This window comes from Halostagnicola sp. A56 (genome assembly GCF_000691505.1).
Taxonomy (GTDB): domain Archaea; phylum Halobacteriota; class Halobacteria; order Halobacteriales; family Natrialbaceae; genus Halostagnicola.
This window is the reverse complement of sequence record NZ_JMIP02000013.1, coordinates 81,753-97,742: the sequence shown is the minus strand read 5'-3', so window position 1 is coordinate 97,742 and position 15,990 is coordinate 81,753. Positions and strand designations below refer to the sequence as shown.

Sequence of the window (15,990 nt, the reverse complement as noted above, 5' to 3'; positions counted from 1 at the left end):
GATCATGTCAGTCCTCGATTTCGGCTTTCGCCACCTCCGCACCGGCGAACTCGAGCACCTCCTTCGCGCCGCCTTCGGAGTAGCCCTGTTCGATCAGGGCGTCGATCCACGAGGAGCGCTCGTCGTCGTCGACATCGCTGGCGCTGACCAGCGCGGAGAAGTTGATGTTGTGTTTCTTGTCCTCCCAGAGTTTGCGCTCTAAGGCCCGGCGCAAGCGCTCGTTGTCCTGCGGGTTGAACGCCTCGCCCTCTCGGGCGCGCCTCGAGACCCAGTTGCTCACCTCCTGTCGGAAGTCGTTCTTGCGGTCTTCGGGCACGTCGAGTTTCTCCTCGACCGAGCGCAGGAACGTCTCGTCGGGTTCCTGCTCGCGGCCGGTCAGCGAGTCTTCGATCGTGTCGTCGTCGATGTAGGCCATCACGTGATCCATGTACTTCTCGCCCTGGCGCTGGATCTCGTCGATGTCGTAGGCCAGTGCGTGGCGCACGTCCTCGATGGCCCGCTCGCGGTACTCCTCGCGAACCGTCTCTAAGTACCGGTAGTACTTCTCGAAGTTCTCCTCGGGGATCGAGCCGTGGTGCTCGAGATTCTCCTCGAAGAAGTTAAAGACCGTAAGCGGCGAGAGGAATCCGCGCTGGCGGTGTTTCGAGTCCATGATCGCCTCGGCGATCTCGTCGCCAATAAAGCGCGGCGAGATGCCGACCATCCCCTCGCCGACCTCGGCCTTTGCCGCGGCCTCCTCGCGGAGCTTTTTGACGTCGATGTCGTCGCCCTCGTCGATCTCACCGTTGTAGGCTTTGGCCTTCGAGAGCAGATCGACCGTCTCAGTGTCGGGCTCTTCGATCCGCGTGAGAACGCCGAACAGCCCCGCCATCTCGAGGGTGTGGGGCTCGACGTTGATGTCTGGCACGTCGGCGTTGTTCAACATCTTGTCGTAGATGTGTGACTCCTGCTCGTAAGAGAGGACGTAGGGAAAGTCGATCCGCTTGGTGCGGTCGTTGAACGCCTCCATCTTCTCGTCGCCTTTCTTGTCCTTGTACTCGGGCATGTTCGTCCGCCCGACGATGACCTGGTCGATGTCGATCCGCGGGTTGTTCTTCGGTTTGATCGTCATCTCCTGGGTCGCGTGCAGGAAGTCATAGAGGAACTCCCGCTGGAGCTTCAGGAGCTCTTCCCCGCTGAAGATACCCCTGTTCGCGTTACAGAACGCGCCCGAGTAATCGAACGCGCGCGGGTCGCTCTCGCCGTAGACGGCGATTTTCGAGTAGTTGACATCACCGGTCAGTTCGGTTTCGTCCTGGTTTTTCTTGTCCTTGGGTTCGAACGTCTCGAGGCTCTGGCGCTTGTTCTCGTCTGCGATCAGCCGGACGATTTCGACGTGGTTCTCGAGGACGGCCTGCAAGTCGTCCTCGTAGTACGCGAGCAGCTTGTCCATGTAGAACTCGCTTTCCGGATCCAGACTCTGTTCGTTCTGGATCGTGTACGGCGCGTCGAGTCGTTCGTTCAGGTCCTCGATCACCGAGAGCCGCTGTTCGAGGGGAAGCAAGACGAGCGGATCCTGGTTCATCGGCGACCGGACCACGTCGTCGGTCGGGTCCTGATCCTTGATGACGTCACAGAGGTTCGTCCACCGGAAGGTGTACATTCGGCCTTCCTCCTGGAGGGTGTAGTCCTCGAAGTACGCCCTGACCTGTTTGTCGAAGTGAGACTTCCCGGAGCCGACGGGACCGAGCAGGAGTTTGATCCTGCGTTCGGGGCCGAGTCGACGAGCGCCGGATTTGACCTTGTTGACGAACTCGTGGATCGATTGGTGGATCACCTTCCCGTAGAAGGTGTTCTCGCCGTCGCCGAGCGGGTCTTCGCTGGCGAGGTGGTACTCGACCACCCCCTCGGTCTCGTCGTAGGTCGTTCCGTAGTAGTCGAACATGTCCGCGACCCGCTGGTGGGCGTTGCGGGTGATCTTCGGGTCCCGGTAGGCCTCCTCGAGATACCAGTCGAACGACTTGGTCTCGCGGAGGTCTTCGGGCATCGACTCCTTGTAATCGGTACTGAGCGTCTCGAGTGTCTCGGTGTCACCAGTCATGGTAGCAGTTGTCCGGGATGTCTCTCCGTTCGTCGTGCGTGATCGTCCTCGACGCGGGCCTACTCGACCTCGATGAGAGTGCGAGAACGGTCGACCGCTCGCCAGTCGGTCCCGGTATCGCCGGTCGGCGAGCGGTAGGGCGCTGGTCGCGGCCGCCGATAGACGCCGGCGGCGCTCGAACCGAGAGACGGTCGGGGCTCCTCGAGGGACCAGTCCGCCGGAAGCGGGCGTCTGCGGGCGGCGTCGGGTGTGGTGTCATAGTTGATCGTCACCGCCGAGCGCACAGCGATCGACACCTCATCGCGTGACGACAGCACCTGTGGGGTCCACGCGGGACGGCTGACCCTGCGAGCAGGCGCGATCCGGCCATCGGATACCGGAAGTATTTAATATGTAGTAATACAGCATCTTAAGCTTGGCCCCAAAGAGTATTTATGAGGAACGGCTTCGAGGCCAATAGTGACAGAATCGCTGATTGTCAATTGACGGCACACCGTGTGTTAGGGAATCGAGCGTATAAACGGACGGCCTGCGAGGACACGCAGTCGCTACCGCGCGTTTCGGCATGGCTCGAGGGCGAATTCGTAGCGCCGCACCAGCCGATTGACGACGATACTTTACGTTCGCCGTTCCTACCCGTCCCAATGGCAGATCTGGCGGCTATTCCCGACAGTTGGACCGTCTGGAACGAGAGCGAGGACGGCCGGGTCGTCCTCGCGTACCGACCGGACGTCTTCAACGGCGACGCCTTTCCGGCGCCGTGTCTGCCGACGCTCTATCTCACCCACGGCAAGCGCACCCGCCGACCGGGGTCGAATCCGGGAACCGCGGACGACGACTGGCACGTCACGCTGTATCTCGAGCCAGAGGTCCACCTTCGCGAGACCAATCGGTTCCCGGCGCGCCCGGCCGCGCTCGAGCGTCTCGTCGAACTCGCCGAGCGATTCGATCGCGGGGAGATCGACTACCGCGACCTCTATCAGGTCCCGCGGGAGGCGTACTTCGAGCGACTCGACGAGCTCACCGAATCGGGCGACCTCGAGGAGTGATCGAGCGGCCGAGTACCCCCCTCTCGAGGCGTCGGTACGGGACGTGAGGCTTAACCGCGAGTGGCGACTAGCGCCCGATATGTCGACCGTCACCCTCCTCGGAACCCGGCTCGCCGAACCGGGAACCGAATTCGTCTACCACGGCGAAGCGGACGCCTGCGAGGGCTGTCCGTATCGGAGCCAGTGTCTCAACCTCTCGCCGGAAACCAAATACCGCGTCACGTCGATCCGCGAAAACGCCCAGACGCTCGAGTGTGGCGTCCACGACGGCGGCGTCCGAGCCGTCGAGGTCGAACCGGTCTCCGTCACGGCGAACGTCAGGAAGAAAGGCGCGTACGCGGGAAGCACGAACAGCCTGCCAGGCTCGTGTCCGTACGTCGAGTGTCCGAGCCACGAGTACTGCGAACCCGACGGCGTCGACTTAGACGAGGAGTACCGCATCCGCGAGATCGTCGGCGATCCGCCACACGACATCTGTCACCTGAACCGATCGTTACAGCTGGTCGAACTCGAGGTCGAGGACTAGGCTGGCCCCGCCCACCCGACACGCGCAGGCACTGCCGTTTTGACCGGATGGCGGGTAGCTTCGAACGGGTGGTACGATGAGCACTACACCAACGGACAGCGACTCGACTCGAGGCGATGAGCACGGACAGAACACGCTCAACACGGATATGATGCAGTGGGTGAGCGCGCTCGCCGCACTCGTCGGGCTCTATCTCGTCGCGTCGCCGTTTCTCTTCGAGGCGACGAACGCGGCCATCTGGAACGACACCCTCGTCGGCACGGCCATCTTCCTGCTCGCGGGCTACAACTTCGTCCGCATGTCCCGCAACCGATTGGCCAGCGTCGGCGTCGCGTCGCTGACGGTCCTCCTCGGACTGTGGGCGCTCGTCTCGCCGGCGCTCGTCGAGATGGGAAGCGGTCAACTCGCGACCGGGACGGCTCTCTCCGGGCTCGTCGTCGCGATCCTCGCGGGCTACACCGCGTACGCGAACAACAGCGCCGACATGCCCGAGCGGGCGAGAACGAGAGCGTGACGATAGAGAGAACGCTCGACGATCACCCCGATTTTTCGCCGCGGGACGATCACGGCTTCGCTCGGCGATCGATCGGATCTCCCAGGTCAAGAGTCATCAATTCTGCGGACTCGAGAACCACCACCGACGCGGTCCCGAGCGGCGATATCAGTTCGCGGTGACGTCGTCGCCCTGCTCGAGCCACGAACTCGCCCAGCAGTCGATTTCCTCGAAGACCGGCTCGAGCGACTGGCCCTTCTCGGTGAGGCTGTAGTAGGTCGCGATCGGGGCGTCCTCCTCGATGCGTCGGTCGACGAACCCGTTCTCGCCGAGGTCGTCGAGAACGCGCGAGAGCGTGCGAGCGTTCGCGCCCGTCGAGCGCTTGAGTTCGTTGAACCGGCGTTCTCCCTCGAGTAAGTCGTGCAAGACGGCGAGTCGCCACTGAGAGCCGATCTGCTCAAGCGACTGAATGACCGGACACGCGTCGGCGTTTACCTCCTCGACCGATTGCTGCGTTTGCGCTGGTGACATCGTGTTTACCTGATAACCCGTACGTCGCGAAAGGGTATAGGGGTTCGGAAACGAACCAGCTAACACGAGGTTAGTTTAGCGTTCGGTGTCCGACCCCCCGGCGCTCGAGCGGCGGGCGACTCGTTCGGCGTTCGGGGGGTGTCCAAAAGCAGACAGCGGCCATCCGACGCAACTGAGAGACATCATGACCGAATCACCGCCAACGACCGGGTTGCACCACGTGACGAACATCTGTACCGACATGGACGAAACGAAGGCGTTCTACGAGGACGTTCTCGGCTTTCACACGGTCAAGATGACCGAAAATTACGACGATCCGGGGACGCTTCACTACTACTTCTCGTCGACGCCCGCGGGCGAACCGGGAACGACCGTGACCTACTTCGAGTACCCGAACTCGAGGGGCCAACCAGGCCCCGGCGCGAGCCACCACTTCGCGATGGGCGTCGAGGACGAGGAGACGCTCCTCGAGTGGCGCGAGCACCTCAAAGACCACGACGTTCGCGTCTCGCAAGTCCGGGATCGAACGTATTTCAAGAGTATCTACTTCACCGATCCCGATGGCCTCGTGTTCGAACTCGCGACGGGCGGGCCGGGATTCGCCGTCGACGAGGACGAACCGGGAACCGAGTTCGTCGACCCACAGGAACACTAACGGTGAGCGAGGATAGAACACGACCTATGTCCGACGAACCGCCCGAAGCCGAGTCCGTCGAGATCGATGTCAGCGAGGTCGAGGGATCGATCTACCGAATCCTCTCGAGCGTCGTGATTCCCCGACCCATCGCGTGGGTCTCGACGACCGGCAGCGACGGCGTCGACAACCTCGCCCCCTACAGCTTCTCGACCGTCGCCTCGGTCGATCCACCGATCGTCCTGTTCGCACCGGTCGATGACGAGAAAGACTCGCCGACGAACGCGAGCGAGACCGGCGAGTTCGTCTTCAACCTCGTCACCGAGGACATCGTCGAGCGGATGAACGAGACGGCAGCGACGCTTCCCGACGACGAGAGCGAGTTCGATCACGTCGGCATAGAGCGCGCGGAATCGATGACCGTCGAGCCGCCGCGGGTCGCCGCGGCGAAGGCCGCCTTCGAGTGTACCCTTCACGAGACCATCGATGTCGGCGGCTCGGTGCTCGTGCTCGGCGAGGTCCAGCACGTCCACCTCGACCGGGAACTGCTCGGCGACGACGAGAAGATCGACGTCGCGAACGTCGACGCGGTCGGTCGCCTCGCCGGGAGCATGTACGCGACGACCCAGGATCGGTTCGGACTCGAGCGCCCGCCCTGATCGAACCGCTGCCCTGATCGAACCGCCGCCCTGATCGAACCATTGATCGCGTTCGCTCGAGCGCGCACGTTACGTCCCGCGCACCGAAATTCAGCGGTCGTCTTTTGCCGGCAACCGCTCCCTTACTCGTCCGTAGTCGACGACTCGTTCGACTCGTCCGATTCCTCCGACGACGCGTCGTCGCTCCAGTCTGCGTCGGTCTCTCTCGAGAGGCGGTCGTCGATTCGCTCGAGCGAGCGCAGACACACCGGCGCGTTGGCGGTCTCGAGCGGACGCAGTTCGAAGGCGATTCGACACCGGTTCGACTCGAGGGCGTCGACGCGGTGTGCCGCCGCCGGAAGGCGGGCGACGTTCCACGCCCATCGTCGCTCGACGGGGTCGCAACTGGTGATCGTAAACGGCACCCAGACTCCCGGCCGCACGCGAACTCGCCCCGTCGTCCCGTCCTCGATCCGGCGATGACTCGCCTCGACGTCGGTCACTATCGGCGACCACTCGGGCCAGCGGTGCGTGTCCACGAGAAGGTCCCAGGCGGCGTCGGGATCGGCCTCGAGAACGTGAGATGCCTCGAGGCAACGACCGTCCGGCGTGGCGACGGTTCGGAGTTGAGTCATACTGTCCCGTACGGCGCGCGGGAAGTTGGCTTTCGGTGATGGCGATCGTGAAAATCGATTCCGTTGCCAGATCGACCGCCGGGCTACCTGCCCGAATCGCCGATGCACGTACTGTTTTTTCCCCGCTCGATGTACGCGAGGCCATGGAGTACACGACACTCGGCGAGACGGGCGTGGAAGTGAGCCGACTCTGTCTGGGCTGTATGAGTTTCGGCTCGAGCGACTGGCGCGAGTGGATTTTGGAGGACGAACAGAGCCACGAGATCATCGAGCGCGCGATCGACCTGGGGATCAACTTCTTCGATACGGCGAACATGTACTCGAGCGGCGAGTCTGAACGGGTACTCGGGGACGCGCTCGAGGGGTACGACCGGGACGCGCAGGTCGTCGCGACGAAGGTGTACCACCCGATGCGCGAGGACGATCCGAACTCCGGCGGACTCTCGCGCAAGACCATCGAGCAGGAACTCGAGCACTCCCTCGAGCGACTCGGGATGGACACGATCGACCTCTACCAGATCCACCGCTGGGACGACGAGACGCCGATCGAGCAGACGCTGCGGGCGCTCGACGACGCGGTCCGGCGCGGTCAGGTTCGCTACCTCGGCGCGTCCTCGATGTGGGCCCACCAGTTCGCCGAGGCGTTACACGCCAGCGATCGACTGGGCCTCGAGCGCTTCGCGACGATGCAAAACCACTACAACCTCGTCTACCGGGAGGAAGAGCGGGAGATGCTCCCGCTGTGTGGCAGGGAGAACGTGGGCGTCCTTCCGTGGTCGCCGCTCGCCCGCGGCTATCTCACGCGCCCGCACGAGGATGTCGACGCGACGACGCGCGGCGAGACGGAGGAACATCTGTACGAACACCCCTACCGTGACGGCGGCGGGCCAACGATCAACGAACGGGTGCAGGAACTCGCCGCCGAGAAGGACGCGAGCATGGCACAGATCGCACTCGCCTGGGAACTGCACAAAGATTGGGTCGACGCGCCGATCGTCGGCACGACGAGCGTCGAACATCTCGAGCAGGCCGTCGAAGCGCTCGATGTCTCGCTTTCGGATTCCGACATCGAGTGGCTCGAGGAGCCCTACGAACCGGTCGTCGTCTCCGGACACACCTGATCTTCGCCCGGAGTGATCGATGATTTCCCGGCTGAGAGTGGTTGTAGAAATATAGTGCTCGAGAGCATAGCACGTCGTATGAGCACACCCCTCAAACGCTTCCTCGTCATGCTCGGCGGATCGATCGTCACCGCTGCCGTCCTCACCGTATTCCTCGCCCCGGAAAACGCCGTGATGGCGGCGTCGACGTTCCTCGTCATCATGGTCGCGGGGACGATGCTCTCGTACGTGATCGGCTATCTGGGCACCTCTTGGGAAGACACAGCTTACACCGAGTACGACGCGGCAGGCGAACCGCCTGACAACAATACTGAAGCCGCACAGGTCGATGTCGAGGAGTTCAGGTGGATGCTTCGCGAGGGGATCGGCGTCGCGATCGCCTCCCTGTTCGGACTGCTGCTGCTCGCGGTGTTCATGCTCGAGGGGACTCGAATATCCGAGTCGACCGGCTTTACGACCGGCGAGATCGAATCGCTGACGCTCATCGCCGTGCTGGCGGTGGCGCTCGCGGTTATCGGACTCTGGAGTTGGCGCGGCGAGACGAACTAACGACGCGGTAGCGGTGCCGAGTCGCCCCGGTTGACCACACCACTAGCTCATGAACAACCGCCTGCCGGCACGCTCGTGGCGCATCCCCATGATTTCGGTCAGCGGGGCGAACGAAGCCATTGCGGCGATCTCGTCGTCGACGTGTCGGTCACAGACATCGGTGATAACCGGCAGCAGCGCCGCCAGTATCGACTGGATGTCCGTGTGACTGAACCGCCCCAGCCGCTGGGTCGCGCCGAGCACGCCGGTGACGAACGAGTACGCCTGTGCGAGACAGGCCTCGCGTTTCGAAAGCCCTCGCTGGGCGGCGACGACGCCGAAGACGACGGGATAGTGGCCCGGCGTTTCCCCGCGCTCGATGGCCTCGGCGTAGGCCGTCTCGAGCGGGCGGCCACTACCCGATTCGCTCGCGTCGGCTTCACTGGCGCGACGCCGCCGCCCGTCCTCGACGGTGTGCCGGTGCTTCCCGTCATCGCCAACGCGACGCCGCCCGTCTTCGACGAGCACCAGTTCCGAGAGCTGTCGGCCGGCTTTCGTCGAACTCTCGCGGAACTCTGCGGCCATCGTCACCGCGTGGAGTCGTTCGTCGACGGCCAGGAGCCCCTCGAGGTCACCAGCCGCAGCCGTTTCGTATGCGTTCGCGACGGCGACGGTTTCGCAGGGACCGACGATCCGCTCGAGGTAGCCGCGGATAATCTTCCCTAACTCGTCGGCCGTCTCGATCCGGTCCTCGTTGAGGTACTGCTCGAGTCCGTACGAGGACGTGTAGCCGCCGGTCGGGAGAAACGAATCCGAAAGGCGCAACGCGGTCAGGAAGGGGGCCGGCTCAGTCGCCATGCTGGTGATCGTGATTGTGGTCCCTGCGGTCCTGCGGGTGGTCGTGGGCTGACTCGTGCGTGTGCTCGGGTTCGTGTGAGTGGCCGTGGTCGCCCGCGTGAGAATGGCCGTGGGTGTGATCGCTCTCGCCATCGCCCTCGAGATCGGTGACGAACAGTTCCGCGTCGACGGTCTCCGCCCGAACGGTCGCTCCCGGAACGATGTCTTCGACGACGCGCTCGACGATGTGGCGGTCCGCCTCGAGCGGGACATACGCGACGCCGTCGTCGATCGCGAGATCCCAGTGTTGGTTTCCGACGCGGTGACCGAGTTCGAGCGCCGCCTCAAGAGCCTCCGGCGTCGGCTCGGGCAGGTCGACCGCCAACGCCTCGAGCGGTTCGAACGCGACGACTATCATTCGATCCTCGTCGTGGACCAGCACATCGCCGATCGAAAGCGCCGGCTTCTCGAGGACGACGCCCACGTCGGTTCCGGCGTCGGTCGTCGTTCGAAACCTCGAGCGCCGTCGGCGATCCGCCGCGATCACGACCCGCTCGAGAGTGCCTTCACTCGCGTGATGTTCTCGAGCGCGCGCGAGGTCCTCGTCCGCGTGGACGTTTCCGAGGACCCCGTCGATCCGCCGCATCAGTACCTCCGGTCGGCCGGAACGCCGACATCGAAGAACTCGCGTCTCGTTTCGTCCCACGCCGAGCGAACCGCGTTCGTCACGTCGAGCTGTCGGTCGCCGAGTACGCGGACGACGACGCCGGCCTCGTGTGGGAGCGCCGAAACGCCGACGAGGGTGGAACCAGCTCCGTCGCCGCCGAATTCGCACTCGTCTCGGTCGCCCCCGTCGCGTTCGGTGGCGCTCGCTGACGCGGGTCTGGCTCCGTCTTCGGTCCCATCCTCAAGCCGATCGTGAACCCGGTCGGTCAACGACTGCAGGTCCCGGTCGGGTGCGAAGACGTACAGCGAGCCGACGACCGCGTACTCCCCCACGCTCGTCGGGTGACGCGGGTCACGCTCGTCGGGCCGGATGTCGACCGTATCCGCACAGACCAGCGTGCCGTCGCGTTCGGCCTCGACGCGCGCCAGATAGTGGTCGAACGCGAACGGCTCGTGGTCGCTCAACCCGTCCGGAACGAGCACGTCGCCGACGACGACCGCGGCGTCGTCCGCGAGATCGACGCTGATCGTCTGCAGACAGCGAGCGTCCTCGTTGACGATCGTCGGCCCCGGCAGGTACTCGAGGTAACTGCCCGCGCGGGCCGCGAGCGTCGCGTCCAGGTGGGCGTAGTTCGCCCGCATGCTGTGGACTTTCGTCGCGCTCTGGGTTGTGATGTGGGCGTGCGCTCCGGGTCGAGTCTCGATGGCCAGTCGATGCCTGTCGCCCTGGGCGACGCCCCCGGTCGGCTCCTGGGCGATGAGCGTCGCCAGCCCCGGAACGGGATCGGTCTCGAGCGTTCCCGTCAGGTGGTACGGGACGTGAACGCGGTCGCGAACGAGGCGCGTCTGCTCGTCACCCGAGCGGGCAAGCGTCGCCTCGAGCAGTCCGTTCTTACCCGGTCCGCCCGCCGGTGCCTGCGCCAACGATTCCGCGGCGTAGGTCTCGAACGCGGGCGGGAGCGCCTGCTCGCTCGCTCGAGGGTCTTCCTCTGCGCCAGCGCTCACGCGAACAGCACCTCGTGCTCGATATGCTCGAGGACGTCCTCGATTCCCGTCCCGGCCTTGCAGTCGGTGAAGACGAACGGGTCGCCCCCTCTGACGGTCTCCGTGTCGCGCTCGATCACGCCGAGGTCGGCGTCGACGTAGGGGGCCAGATCGGTTTTGTTGACGATCAGGAGGTCTGCCTGGGTCACGCCGGGGCCGCGCTTTCGAGGAATGTCCTCGCCCTCGGCGACGCTGATGACGAACAGGAAGTAGTCCGCCAGTTCGGGGTTGAACGTCGCGGCGAGGTTGTCGCCGCCGCTCTCGACGATCACCACGTCCAGATCGGGATGCGATTCGGTGAACTCGTCGATCGCCGCGAGGTTCATCGACGGGTCTTCGCGGATGCCCGTGTGCGGGCAGGCTCCGGTCTCGACCCCGTCGACGAGGTCCTCAGGGATCGTGTCCGCGAACGACTCTCTGAACACGTCCGCGTCCTCCTGGGTCATGATGTCGTTGGCGATGACCCCGACCTCGTAGTCGCGCTCTACGAGCGCCGGCACGAGGTGTCTCACGAGCGCCGTCTTTCCGGAGCCGACGGGGCCGCCGATGCCGATCTTCGCGACGTCGCGGTACCCCATTACTCGACCCCCGCTTCGTCAGTGGCCTCGGGATCGTCCACGTTCTCGAGGGGAGCTATCTCATCGGAGTCGTCCAGTTCCTCGAGTTGTTCTCGAGAGTCCGCGCGGATCGGGTCGTGGATAGTGACCAGCTTCGTCCCGTCCGGAAAGACCGGCTCGATCTGGACCATGTCGACCATCTCGGGTACGCCGTCCATCACGTCCTCACGGGTGAGTAGCTGGGTCGCCTCGGCCCGAAGCTGCGAGACGGACTTTCCGTCTCGAGCACCTTCACAGACCCAGTCGGAGATGTACGCGACCGTTTCGGGGTGATTGAGCTTCACACCGCGATCCTTGCGACGACGCGCGAGTTCGGCGGCCGTGAAGACGGTGAGTCGTTCCATCTCCTTTGGCGAGAGCATCATCGGCTGCTCACCTCGAGTACGCTCGCCGTTCGGTTCTGCAGGGCGCTTCCTGCGGCTCGATCGCTGAATCGGATTCGTCGGCTTTCGGTGGGTATCGTTGTGTGTTCGGTCATGAGTTCTCTCAGAGCATGTATCGCTGTGCGAGCGGGACCTCGTCGGCCGGGTCGCAGGTGACGTGTTCGCCGTCGATGGACACCTCGAAGGTCTGGGCGTCGATGTCGATGTCGTCCGGACAGCGGTCGTTGTGGAGCATGTCCGCTTTGCGTACCGAGCGGGTTCCGGTCACCGGCCGAACCGGCGTTTTCAGGTCGTAGGCGTCGGCGACGCCGTTTTCGGAGGCGGCTTCGCTCACGAACGACACCGAAAGCGCCTGTTTGGCCCGGCCCTGTGCGCCAGCCCGTTCGCGGCCGATGATCGGCTCGCAGGTCATCAGCGAGCCGTTCGCTTCTCCCATCTGGGACCAGACGGGGAACCCGCCCTTGATGACCACCTTCGGTTTGATCCCGAAGAACGCGGGCTTCCACAGGACGATGTCGGCCAGTTTTCCGGGCTCGAGCGAACCGATGTAGTCGTCGATACCGGCCGTGATCGCGGGGTTGATCGTGTACTTGGCGACGTACCGCTTGATGCGGGCGTTGTCGGCCTCGGTCCCCTCGTCGGCCGGGAGCGGCCCGCGCTGGTCTTTCATCTTGTGGGCGGTCTGCCAGGTTCGGCTGATAACCTCCGCCATGCGTCCCATCGCCTGGGAGTCCGAGGTCATCATGCTGATCGCACCCGTGTCGTGGAGCACGTCCTCCGCGCCGAGGGTTTCGGCGCGGATCCGCGATTCGGCGAACGCGACGTCCTCGGGAACGTCGGGGTTGAGGTGGTGACAGACCATCACCATGTCGAGGTGCTCGTCGAACGTGTTCTCGGTGTAGGGCATCGACGGATTGGTCGAGGAAGGGAGCATGTGCTCGTGTCCGACCAGCTCGAGGACATCCGGCGCGTGACCGCCGCCCGCGCCCTCGATGTGGAACGTGTGGATCGCGCGCCCGTCGATGGCGTCGAAGGTGTCCTCGACGAAGCCCGACTCGTTGAGCGTGTCCGTGTGGATACAGACCTGCACATCCTCCTCGTCGGCGACCTCGAGGCAGGTGTCGATCGCGGCGGGCGTCGATCCCCAGTCCTCGTGGAGTTTCAACCCGCAGACACCGGCTTCGACCTGCTCGTGGAGGGCATCGGGTCGGCTGCTGTTGCCCTTCCCGTAGAAGCCGACGTTCATCGGCCACTCCTCTGCGGCCTGGAGGAATCGCTGGACGTTCCGCGGGCCGGGCGTACAGGTCGTCGCGCCGCCGCCGAAGCCGCCGCCGAGCATCGTCGTGATTCCGGAGGCGAGTCCGTGCTCGATTAGCTGCGGGCTGTTGAAGTGGACGTGGATGTCGAGCCCACCGGCCGTCGCGATCAGTCCATCGGCGGGAATCGTGTCCGTGCTCGGGCCGATTACCATGTCGACGCCGTCCATCGTGTCGGGATTGCCGGCCTTCCCGACGCCGACGATTTCGCCGTCACGGACCCCGATATCGCCCTTGCAGACCCCAAGCACCGGATCGATGATGACGACGTTCGTAAAGACCCAGTCGAGGGTCCCGTCGGCCTGGGTCGTCCCCGACTGCATCCCCATCCCGTCGCGCATCGTCTTGCCGCCGCCGAAGACCGCCTCCTCGCCGGGAACGCCGTAATCGGTCTCGATTTCCGCGAAGAGGTTCGTATCACCGAGCCTGACCCGGTCGCCTTCCGTCGCGCCGAACAGATCCGTGTACTCCCGACGCGGCATCTCTCGGGTCATCGGTCGTCCTCCGAGATATCGACGCCGTGATAGCCGTACGACGCTGCTCGCTCGAGCGCGCGTTCTCGAACCCCATCCTCGTCGAGCGGGCCGTTTACCAGTCCGCCCATTCCGTGGACGATGCGGTCGCCGCCGATGGCCACGAGGTCGACCTCGCGCTCACAGCCCGGTTCGAACCGAATCGCGGTACCGGCCGGAACGTTCAGTCGAAAACCGTACGCCTCGTTCCGGTCGAACAGGAGGCCGGGATTCGATTCGAAGAAGTGAAAGTGCGAACCGACTTGCACCGGTCGATCGCCGGTGTTCTCGACGGTTACGGCCGTCGTTTCCCGCCCTTCGTTTATCACGACCGGTTCGTCGGCCGGCTCGAGTTCTCCCGGGACGATCTCACTCATTTTCGGTCACTCTCGATCCGATGAATGAAAAACGCTTGGTCATCACAGAGAGAATTATACGCACAATCAGTGTAAAGATACCCGTGTCTAACAATATTTGCCCACCCACTTCAAACACGAGTGCGTAATTGTACGTATTCTCGAGAACTCAAATACAAAGTCACTTAATCCGTATTAAGATCGTTCATTCCGCCAGATATAGTCGGATATAACGTATTCGTAAAAAACCTCGAGCGTCGAGTGCTTGCCTGACGTGTTTTTCCACATCAGCCGCAGAAGTCGGACGCGTGCACTGACCTGTCCGGACAGCGCTTGTGGGGAAAGCGCGGTTCGTCAGCGATCGGAAGCGTTCGAATTCGGCACACGGTCGGATTCGATTCGTTCCACAACGTTCACGGAAAGAAATTTGACGGTTGAACATCCGATATCCGTTCGTCCCTCCTCGAACTCGAACTGTAGAAACACAACTTCGGTAGTTCGACAACTCTCGAGCGGATACTCGAGTGATTAGAGAATAGGTCTTCATATAATGAACATTCATCCAACGTCATACTAATAACATACTAGTTATATTTCCATATCAATAAGTAAAACTCTAGTTAGTATAGATAAACTAGAAGTAAAATACAGCACTAGATAAACTTTATTTAGTAATTCGATGTGTGGGCTCGTATGGGTTATCCAGCGACGAACGCCATCTGCGATCTGGAGACAGTTCGTCAAAACCAGTTCGTACGAAGCGCTCGCGCCCGTCTGTCGACGGCGCGAGCGGTAGGTACCGGCGGACGCGTCCGAGAACTTCGGTGGAGGTCGATTCGACGATGATCGTTGCCTCGCTGGTGATGATCGTCGGACTACTGGTGGGAATCGGCGTCGTGCAGGTGTACGGACTCCGACTCTCGGGCGTCCTCGTGGTACCGATGTACGCGGTGTACGCGCTCTATGACGTCCTCGCGCTCCCTGCGTTCGTCATCGGCGTGACCGCAGCTTACGTGGGGCTGGCGGTACTTCAGCGGCGAACGCTGCTGTTCGGGCGACAGCTGTTGCTGGCGGGTATGATCCTCAGCATGGTCGTTCCCCTGGTCGTCTTCGGTGGCCTCCTCACGCTCGGCGTCCTCGAGGTTTCGCTCACGACGGCGACGTTCGCCGGGAGCATCCTCCCGGGCGTCGCGGCCTACAACTACCACCAGCTCGATTCGGACCGGCGGCTCGAGGATGTAGCCGCGAGCGTCGGAACGCTCATCGGGCTGATCGCCCTCGGCGGTTCGCTCATCAATCTCACGATGGCACCCCGCCTCGGCCGACTCACGCCTCCGGTACTGTACGGGCCTAACTCGGACATCGCCGCGGCCCGGAACGCCGTGATCGGCGATATGGGCGGCTTCCTCGAGATCTCACTTCCGGTCGTCCTCCTCGTCATCGCGCTGGGAATGCTCGTCTCGGAGGGGTCGTACGTCCGGTGGGGTATCAGGCTCAACGGGATCATCGCGCTGCCGCTGCTCGCGCTGTTCGCACTCCAGTCGGTCGCCATCATCCCGCTGTACCTCCTCGGTGTCGGCACCGTCTACGGCGTCCTCAAACAGTTCCACCGATCGACGCTGTTGTACGGACGGGTGTTACTCGGTACCGGCCTCGTCATCGCGCTCGCTGGATCGATTCCGATCGCGGTGTTCTTCCCGGTTGCCTCCGGGTTGCACCTGTTCTTTACGGCTATCCTCATCGGCATCGCCGCGTACAACCTCCACCGGATGCCGCCGGAGCACCGCTCGACGTCGATATCGCTGTCGGCCGGTGCGTTCGCACTCTTCCTCGGCGGTCTTCGGCTGGTCGTGACGCCGGAGTCCGGCGGAGCGCTCACAGCCGATCTCTCGGCGCTCCCCCAGATCGCGCTGCTCGTCGCCTGTGTCGTCGTTGGCGCTGCGTCCGCGCTTCGACTCGAGCGACTTCGACCGGCGCGCTCGAGCACTGATCGACAGCCCGCCGGGACCCACAGCTGACACCTG

Annotated in this window: 19 protein-coding genes; 8 read left to right on the top strand and 11 right to left on the bottom strand. The window is 63.5% G+C overall.

Going from position 1 to position 15,990, the window contains the following annotated elements:
- Positions 1 to 7: 7 nt before the first annotated feature.
- Both EL22_RS01245 and EL22_RS01240 read right to left on the bottom strand, forming a co-directional pair.
- A complete protein-coding gene (locus tag EL22_RS01245; protein ID WP_050049781.1) occupies positions 8 to 2,080 on the bottom strand; it encodes a PrkA family serine protein kinase in 2,073 nt (690 codons plus the stop codon).
- 59 nt (positions 2,081 to 2,139) lie between these two features.
- Positions 2,140 to 2,397, bottom strand: coding sequence for a hypothetical protein (locus tag EL22_RS01240; protein WP_156184022.1), 258 nt, complete (start codon positions 2,395 to 2,397; stop codon positions 2,140 to 2,142).
- A 327-nt stretch (positions 2,398 to 2,724) separates the two neighbouring features.
- On the opposite strand from EL22_RS01240, the gene EL22_RS01235 reads away from it, so the two are divergent.
- From EL22_RS01235 to EL22_RS01225, 3 genes are all read left to right on the top strand, one after another.
- Entirely contained in the window at positions 2,725 to 3,129 is a 405-nt protein-coding gene (locus tag EL22_RS01235) for a DUF5820 family protein (RefSeq protein WP_050049779.1), read from the top strand.
- Positions 3,130 to 3,208: 79 nt separating this feature from the next.
- Positions 3,209 to 3,655, top strand: a complete 447-nt coding sequence (locus EL22_RS01230; protein WP_050049778.1) for a UPF0179 family protein — start codon at positions 3,209 to 3,211, stop codon at positions 3,653 to 3,655.
- A gap of 76 nt (positions 3,656 to 3,731) precedes the next feature.
- Positions 3,732 to 4,169, top strand: a complete 438-nt coding sequence (locus EL22_RS01225; RefSeq protein ID WP_050049777.1) for an SPW repeat protein — start codon at positions 3,732 to 3,734, stop codon at positions 4,167 to 4,169.
- Between the two features lie 147 nt (positions 4,170 to 4,316).
- On the opposite strand, the gene EL22_RS01220 is transcribed toward EL22_RS01225, so the two are convergent.
- Positions 4,317 to 4,679: a helix-turn-helix domain-containing protein gene (locus EL22_RS01220; RefSeq protein ID WP_050049776.1), complete on the bottom strand. Its 363-nt coding sequence runs from the start codon at positions 4,677 to 4,679 to the stop codon at positions 4,317 to 4,319.
- A 184-nt stretch (positions 4,680 to 4,863) separates the two neighbouring features.
- Between EL22_RS01220 and EL22_RS01215 the strand changes: the two genes are divergently transcribed.
- Together EL22_RS01215 and EL22_RS01210 are read left to right on the top strand one after the other, a co-directional pair.
- Entirely contained in the window at positions 4,864 to 5,334 is a 471-nt protein-coding gene (locus EL22_RS01215) for a VOC family protein (protein WP_050049775.1), read from the top strand.
- A 26-nt stretch (positions 5,335 to 5,360) separates the two neighbouring features.
- Positions 5,361 to 5,972, top strand: coding sequence for a flavin reductase family protein (locus EL22_RS01210; protein WP_050049774.1), 612 nt, complete (start codon positions 5,361 to 5,363; stop codon positions 5,970 to 5,972).
- Between the two features lie 122 nt (positions 5,973 to 6,094).
- Here the strand turns inward: EL22_RS01210 and EL22_RS01205 are convergent, their stop codons facing one another.
- Complete coding sequence (locus tag EL22_RS01205) at positions 6,095 to 6,586, bottom strand: SRPBCC family protein (protein ID WP_050049773.1); 492 nt, start codon at positions 6,584 to 6,586, stop codon at positions 6,095 to 6,097.
- Positions 6,587 to 6,729: 143 nt separating this feature from the next.
- Here EL22_RS01205 and EL22_RS01200 point away from each other — a divergent pair, with 143 nt between their 5' ends.
- Complete coding sequence (locus tag EL22_RS01200; protein ID WP_050049772.1) at positions 6,730 to 7,707, top strand: aldo/keto reductase; 978 nt, start codon at positions 6,730 to 6,732, stop codon at positions 7,705 to 7,707.
- A 78-nt stretch (positions 7,708 to 7,785) separates the two neighbouring features.
- Positions 7,786 to 8,256, top strand: a complete 471-nt coding sequence (locus EL22_RS01195) for a hypothetical protein (protein ID WP_231587857.1) — start codon at positions 7,786 to 7,788, stop codon at positions 8,254 to 8,256.
- 42 nt (positions 8,257 to 8,298) lie between these two features.
- On the opposite strand, the gene EL22_RS01190 is transcribed toward EL22_RS01195, so the two are convergent.
- The 7 genes from EL22_RS01190 to EL22_RS01160 form a co-directional block, all read right to left on the bottom strand.
- Positions 8,299 to 9,093, bottom strand: coding sequence for an urease accessory protein UreF (locus EL22_RS01190; protein ID WP_050049771.1), 795 nt, complete (start codon positions 9,091 to 9,093; stop codon positions 8,299 to 8,301).
- Complete coding sequence (gene ureE, locus EL22_RS01185; protein WP_050049770.1) at positions 9,083 to 9,718, bottom strand: urease accessory protein UreE; 636 nt, start codon at positions 9,716 to 9,718, stop codon at positions 9,083 to 9,085. The genes EL22_RS01190 and ureE overlap by 11 nt, the downstream gene beginning before the upstream one ends.
- Entirely contained in the window at positions 9,718 to 10,743 is a 1,026-nt protein-coding gene (locus EL22_RS01180; protein ID WP_050049769.1) for an urease accessory protein UreD, read from the bottom strand. The genes ureE and EL22_RS01180 overlap by 1 nt, the downstream gene beginning before the upstream one ends.
- The gene (ureG, locus tag EL22_RS01175) at positions 10,740 to 11,360 is read right to left on the bottom strand and encodes an urease accessory protein UreG (protein ID WP_050049768.1); all 621 of its coding nucleotides are present in this window, start codon (positions 11,358 to 11,360) and stop codon (positions 10,740 to 10,742) included. The genes EL22_RS01180 and ureG overlap by 4 nt, the downstream gene beginning before the upstream one ends.
- The gene (locus tag EL22_RS01170) at positions 11,360 to 11,764 is read right to left on the bottom strand and encodes an urease subunit gamma (protein ID WP_050049767.1); all 405 of its coding nucleotides are present in this window, start codon (positions 11,762 to 11,764) and stop codon (positions 11,360 to 11,362) included. Before EL22_RS01170 ends, ureG begins: the two co-directional genes overlap by 1 nt.
- Before the next feature lie 121 nt (positions 11,765 to 11,885).
- Positions 11,886 to 13,592 carry an urease subunit alpha gene (gene ureC / locus EL22_RS01165; protein WP_050049766.1) on the bottom strand — a complete coding sequence of 569 codons (1,707 nt, stop codon included), beginning with the start codon at positions 13,590 to 13,592 and terminating at the stop codon, positions 11,886 to 11,888.
- A complete protein-coding gene (locus EL22_RS01160; RefSeq protein ID WP_082146636.1) occupies positions 13,589 to 13,987 on the bottom strand; it encodes an urease subunit beta in 399 nt (132 codons plus the stop codon). Before EL22_RS01160 ends, ureC begins: the two co-directional genes overlap by 4 nt.
- An 803-nt stretch (positions 13,988 to 14,790) precedes the next feature.
- On the opposite strand from EL22_RS01160, the gene EL22_RS01155 reads away from it, so the two are divergent.
- Positions 14,791 to 15,984: a poly-gamma-glutamate biosynthesis protein PgsC/CapC gene (locus EL22_RS01155; protein ID WP_231587856.1), complete on the top strand. Its 1,194-nt coding sequence runs from the start codon at positions 14,791 to 14,793 to the stop codon at positions 15,982 to 15,984.
- Positions 15,985 to 15,990 lie beyond the last annotated feature (6 nt).

Excerpts from the sequence above, each read along its gene's own strand:
- EL22_RS01245 (WP_050049781.1), bottom strand. The coding sequence starts at position 2,080 with ATGACTGGTGACACCGAGACACTCGAGACGCTCAGTACCGATTACAAG.
- EL22_RS01235 (WP_050049779.1), top strand. The coding sequence starts at position 2,725 with ATGGCAGATCTGGCGGCTATTCCCGACAGTTGGACCGTCTGGAACGAG.
- EL22_RS01230 (WP_050049778.1), top strand. The coding sequence starts at position 3,209 with ATGTCGACCGTCACCCTCCTCGGAACCCGGCTCGCCGAACCGGGAACC.
- EL22_RS01225 (WP_050049777.1), top strand. The coding sequence starts at position 3,732 with ATGAGCACTACACCAACGGACAGCGACTCGACTCGAGGCGATGAGCAC.
- EL22_RS01220 (WP_050049776.1), bottom strand. The coding sequence starts at position 4,679 with ATGTCACCAGCGCAAACGCAGCAATCGGTCGAGGAGGTAAACGCCGAC.
- EL22_RS01215 (WP_050049775.1), top strand. The coding sequence starts at position 4,864 with ATGACCGAATCACCGCCAACGACCGGGTTGCACCACGTGACGAACATC.
- EL22_RS01210 (WP_050049774.1), top strand. The coding sequence starts at position 5,361 with ATGTCCGACGAACCGCCCGAAGCCGAGTCCGTCGAGATCGATGTCAGC.
- EL22_RS01205 (WP_050049773.1), bottom strand. The coding sequence starts at position 6,586 with ATGACTCAACTCCGAACCGTCGCCACGCCGGACGGTCGTTGCCTCGAG.
- EL22_RS01200 (WP_050049772.1), top strand. The coding sequence starts at position 6,730 with ATGGAGTACACGACACTCGGCGAGACGGGCGTGGAAGTGAGCCGACTC.
- EL22_RS01195 (WP_231587857.1), top strand. The coding sequence starts at position 7,786 with ATGAGCACACCCCTCAAACGCTTCCTCGTCATGCTCGGCGGATCGATC.
- EL22_RS01190 (WP_050049771.1), bottom strand. The coding sequence starts at position 9,093 with ATGGCGACTGAGCCGGCCCCCTTCCTGACCGCGTTGCGCCTTTCGGAT.
- ureE (WP_050049770.1), bottom strand. The coding sequence starts at position 9,718 with ATGCGGCGGATCGACGGGGTCCTCGGAAACGTCCACGCGGACGAGGAC.
- ureG (WP_050049768.1), bottom strand. The coding sequence starts at position 11,360 with ATGGGGTACCGCGACGTCGCGAAGATCGGCATCGGCGGCCCCGTCGGC.
- EL22_RS01170 (WP_050049767.1), bottom strand. The coding sequence starts at position 11,764 with ATGATGCTCTCGCCAAAGGAGATGGAACGACTCACCGTCTTCACGGCC.
- ureC (WP_050049766.1), bottom strand. The coding sequence starts at position 13,592 with ATGACCCGAGAGATGCCGCGTCGGGAGTACACGGATCTGTTCGGCGCG.
- EL22_RS01160 (WP_082146636.1), bottom strand. The coding sequence starts at position 13,987 with ATGAGTGAGATCGTCCCGGGAGAACTCGAGCCGGCCGACGAACCGGTC.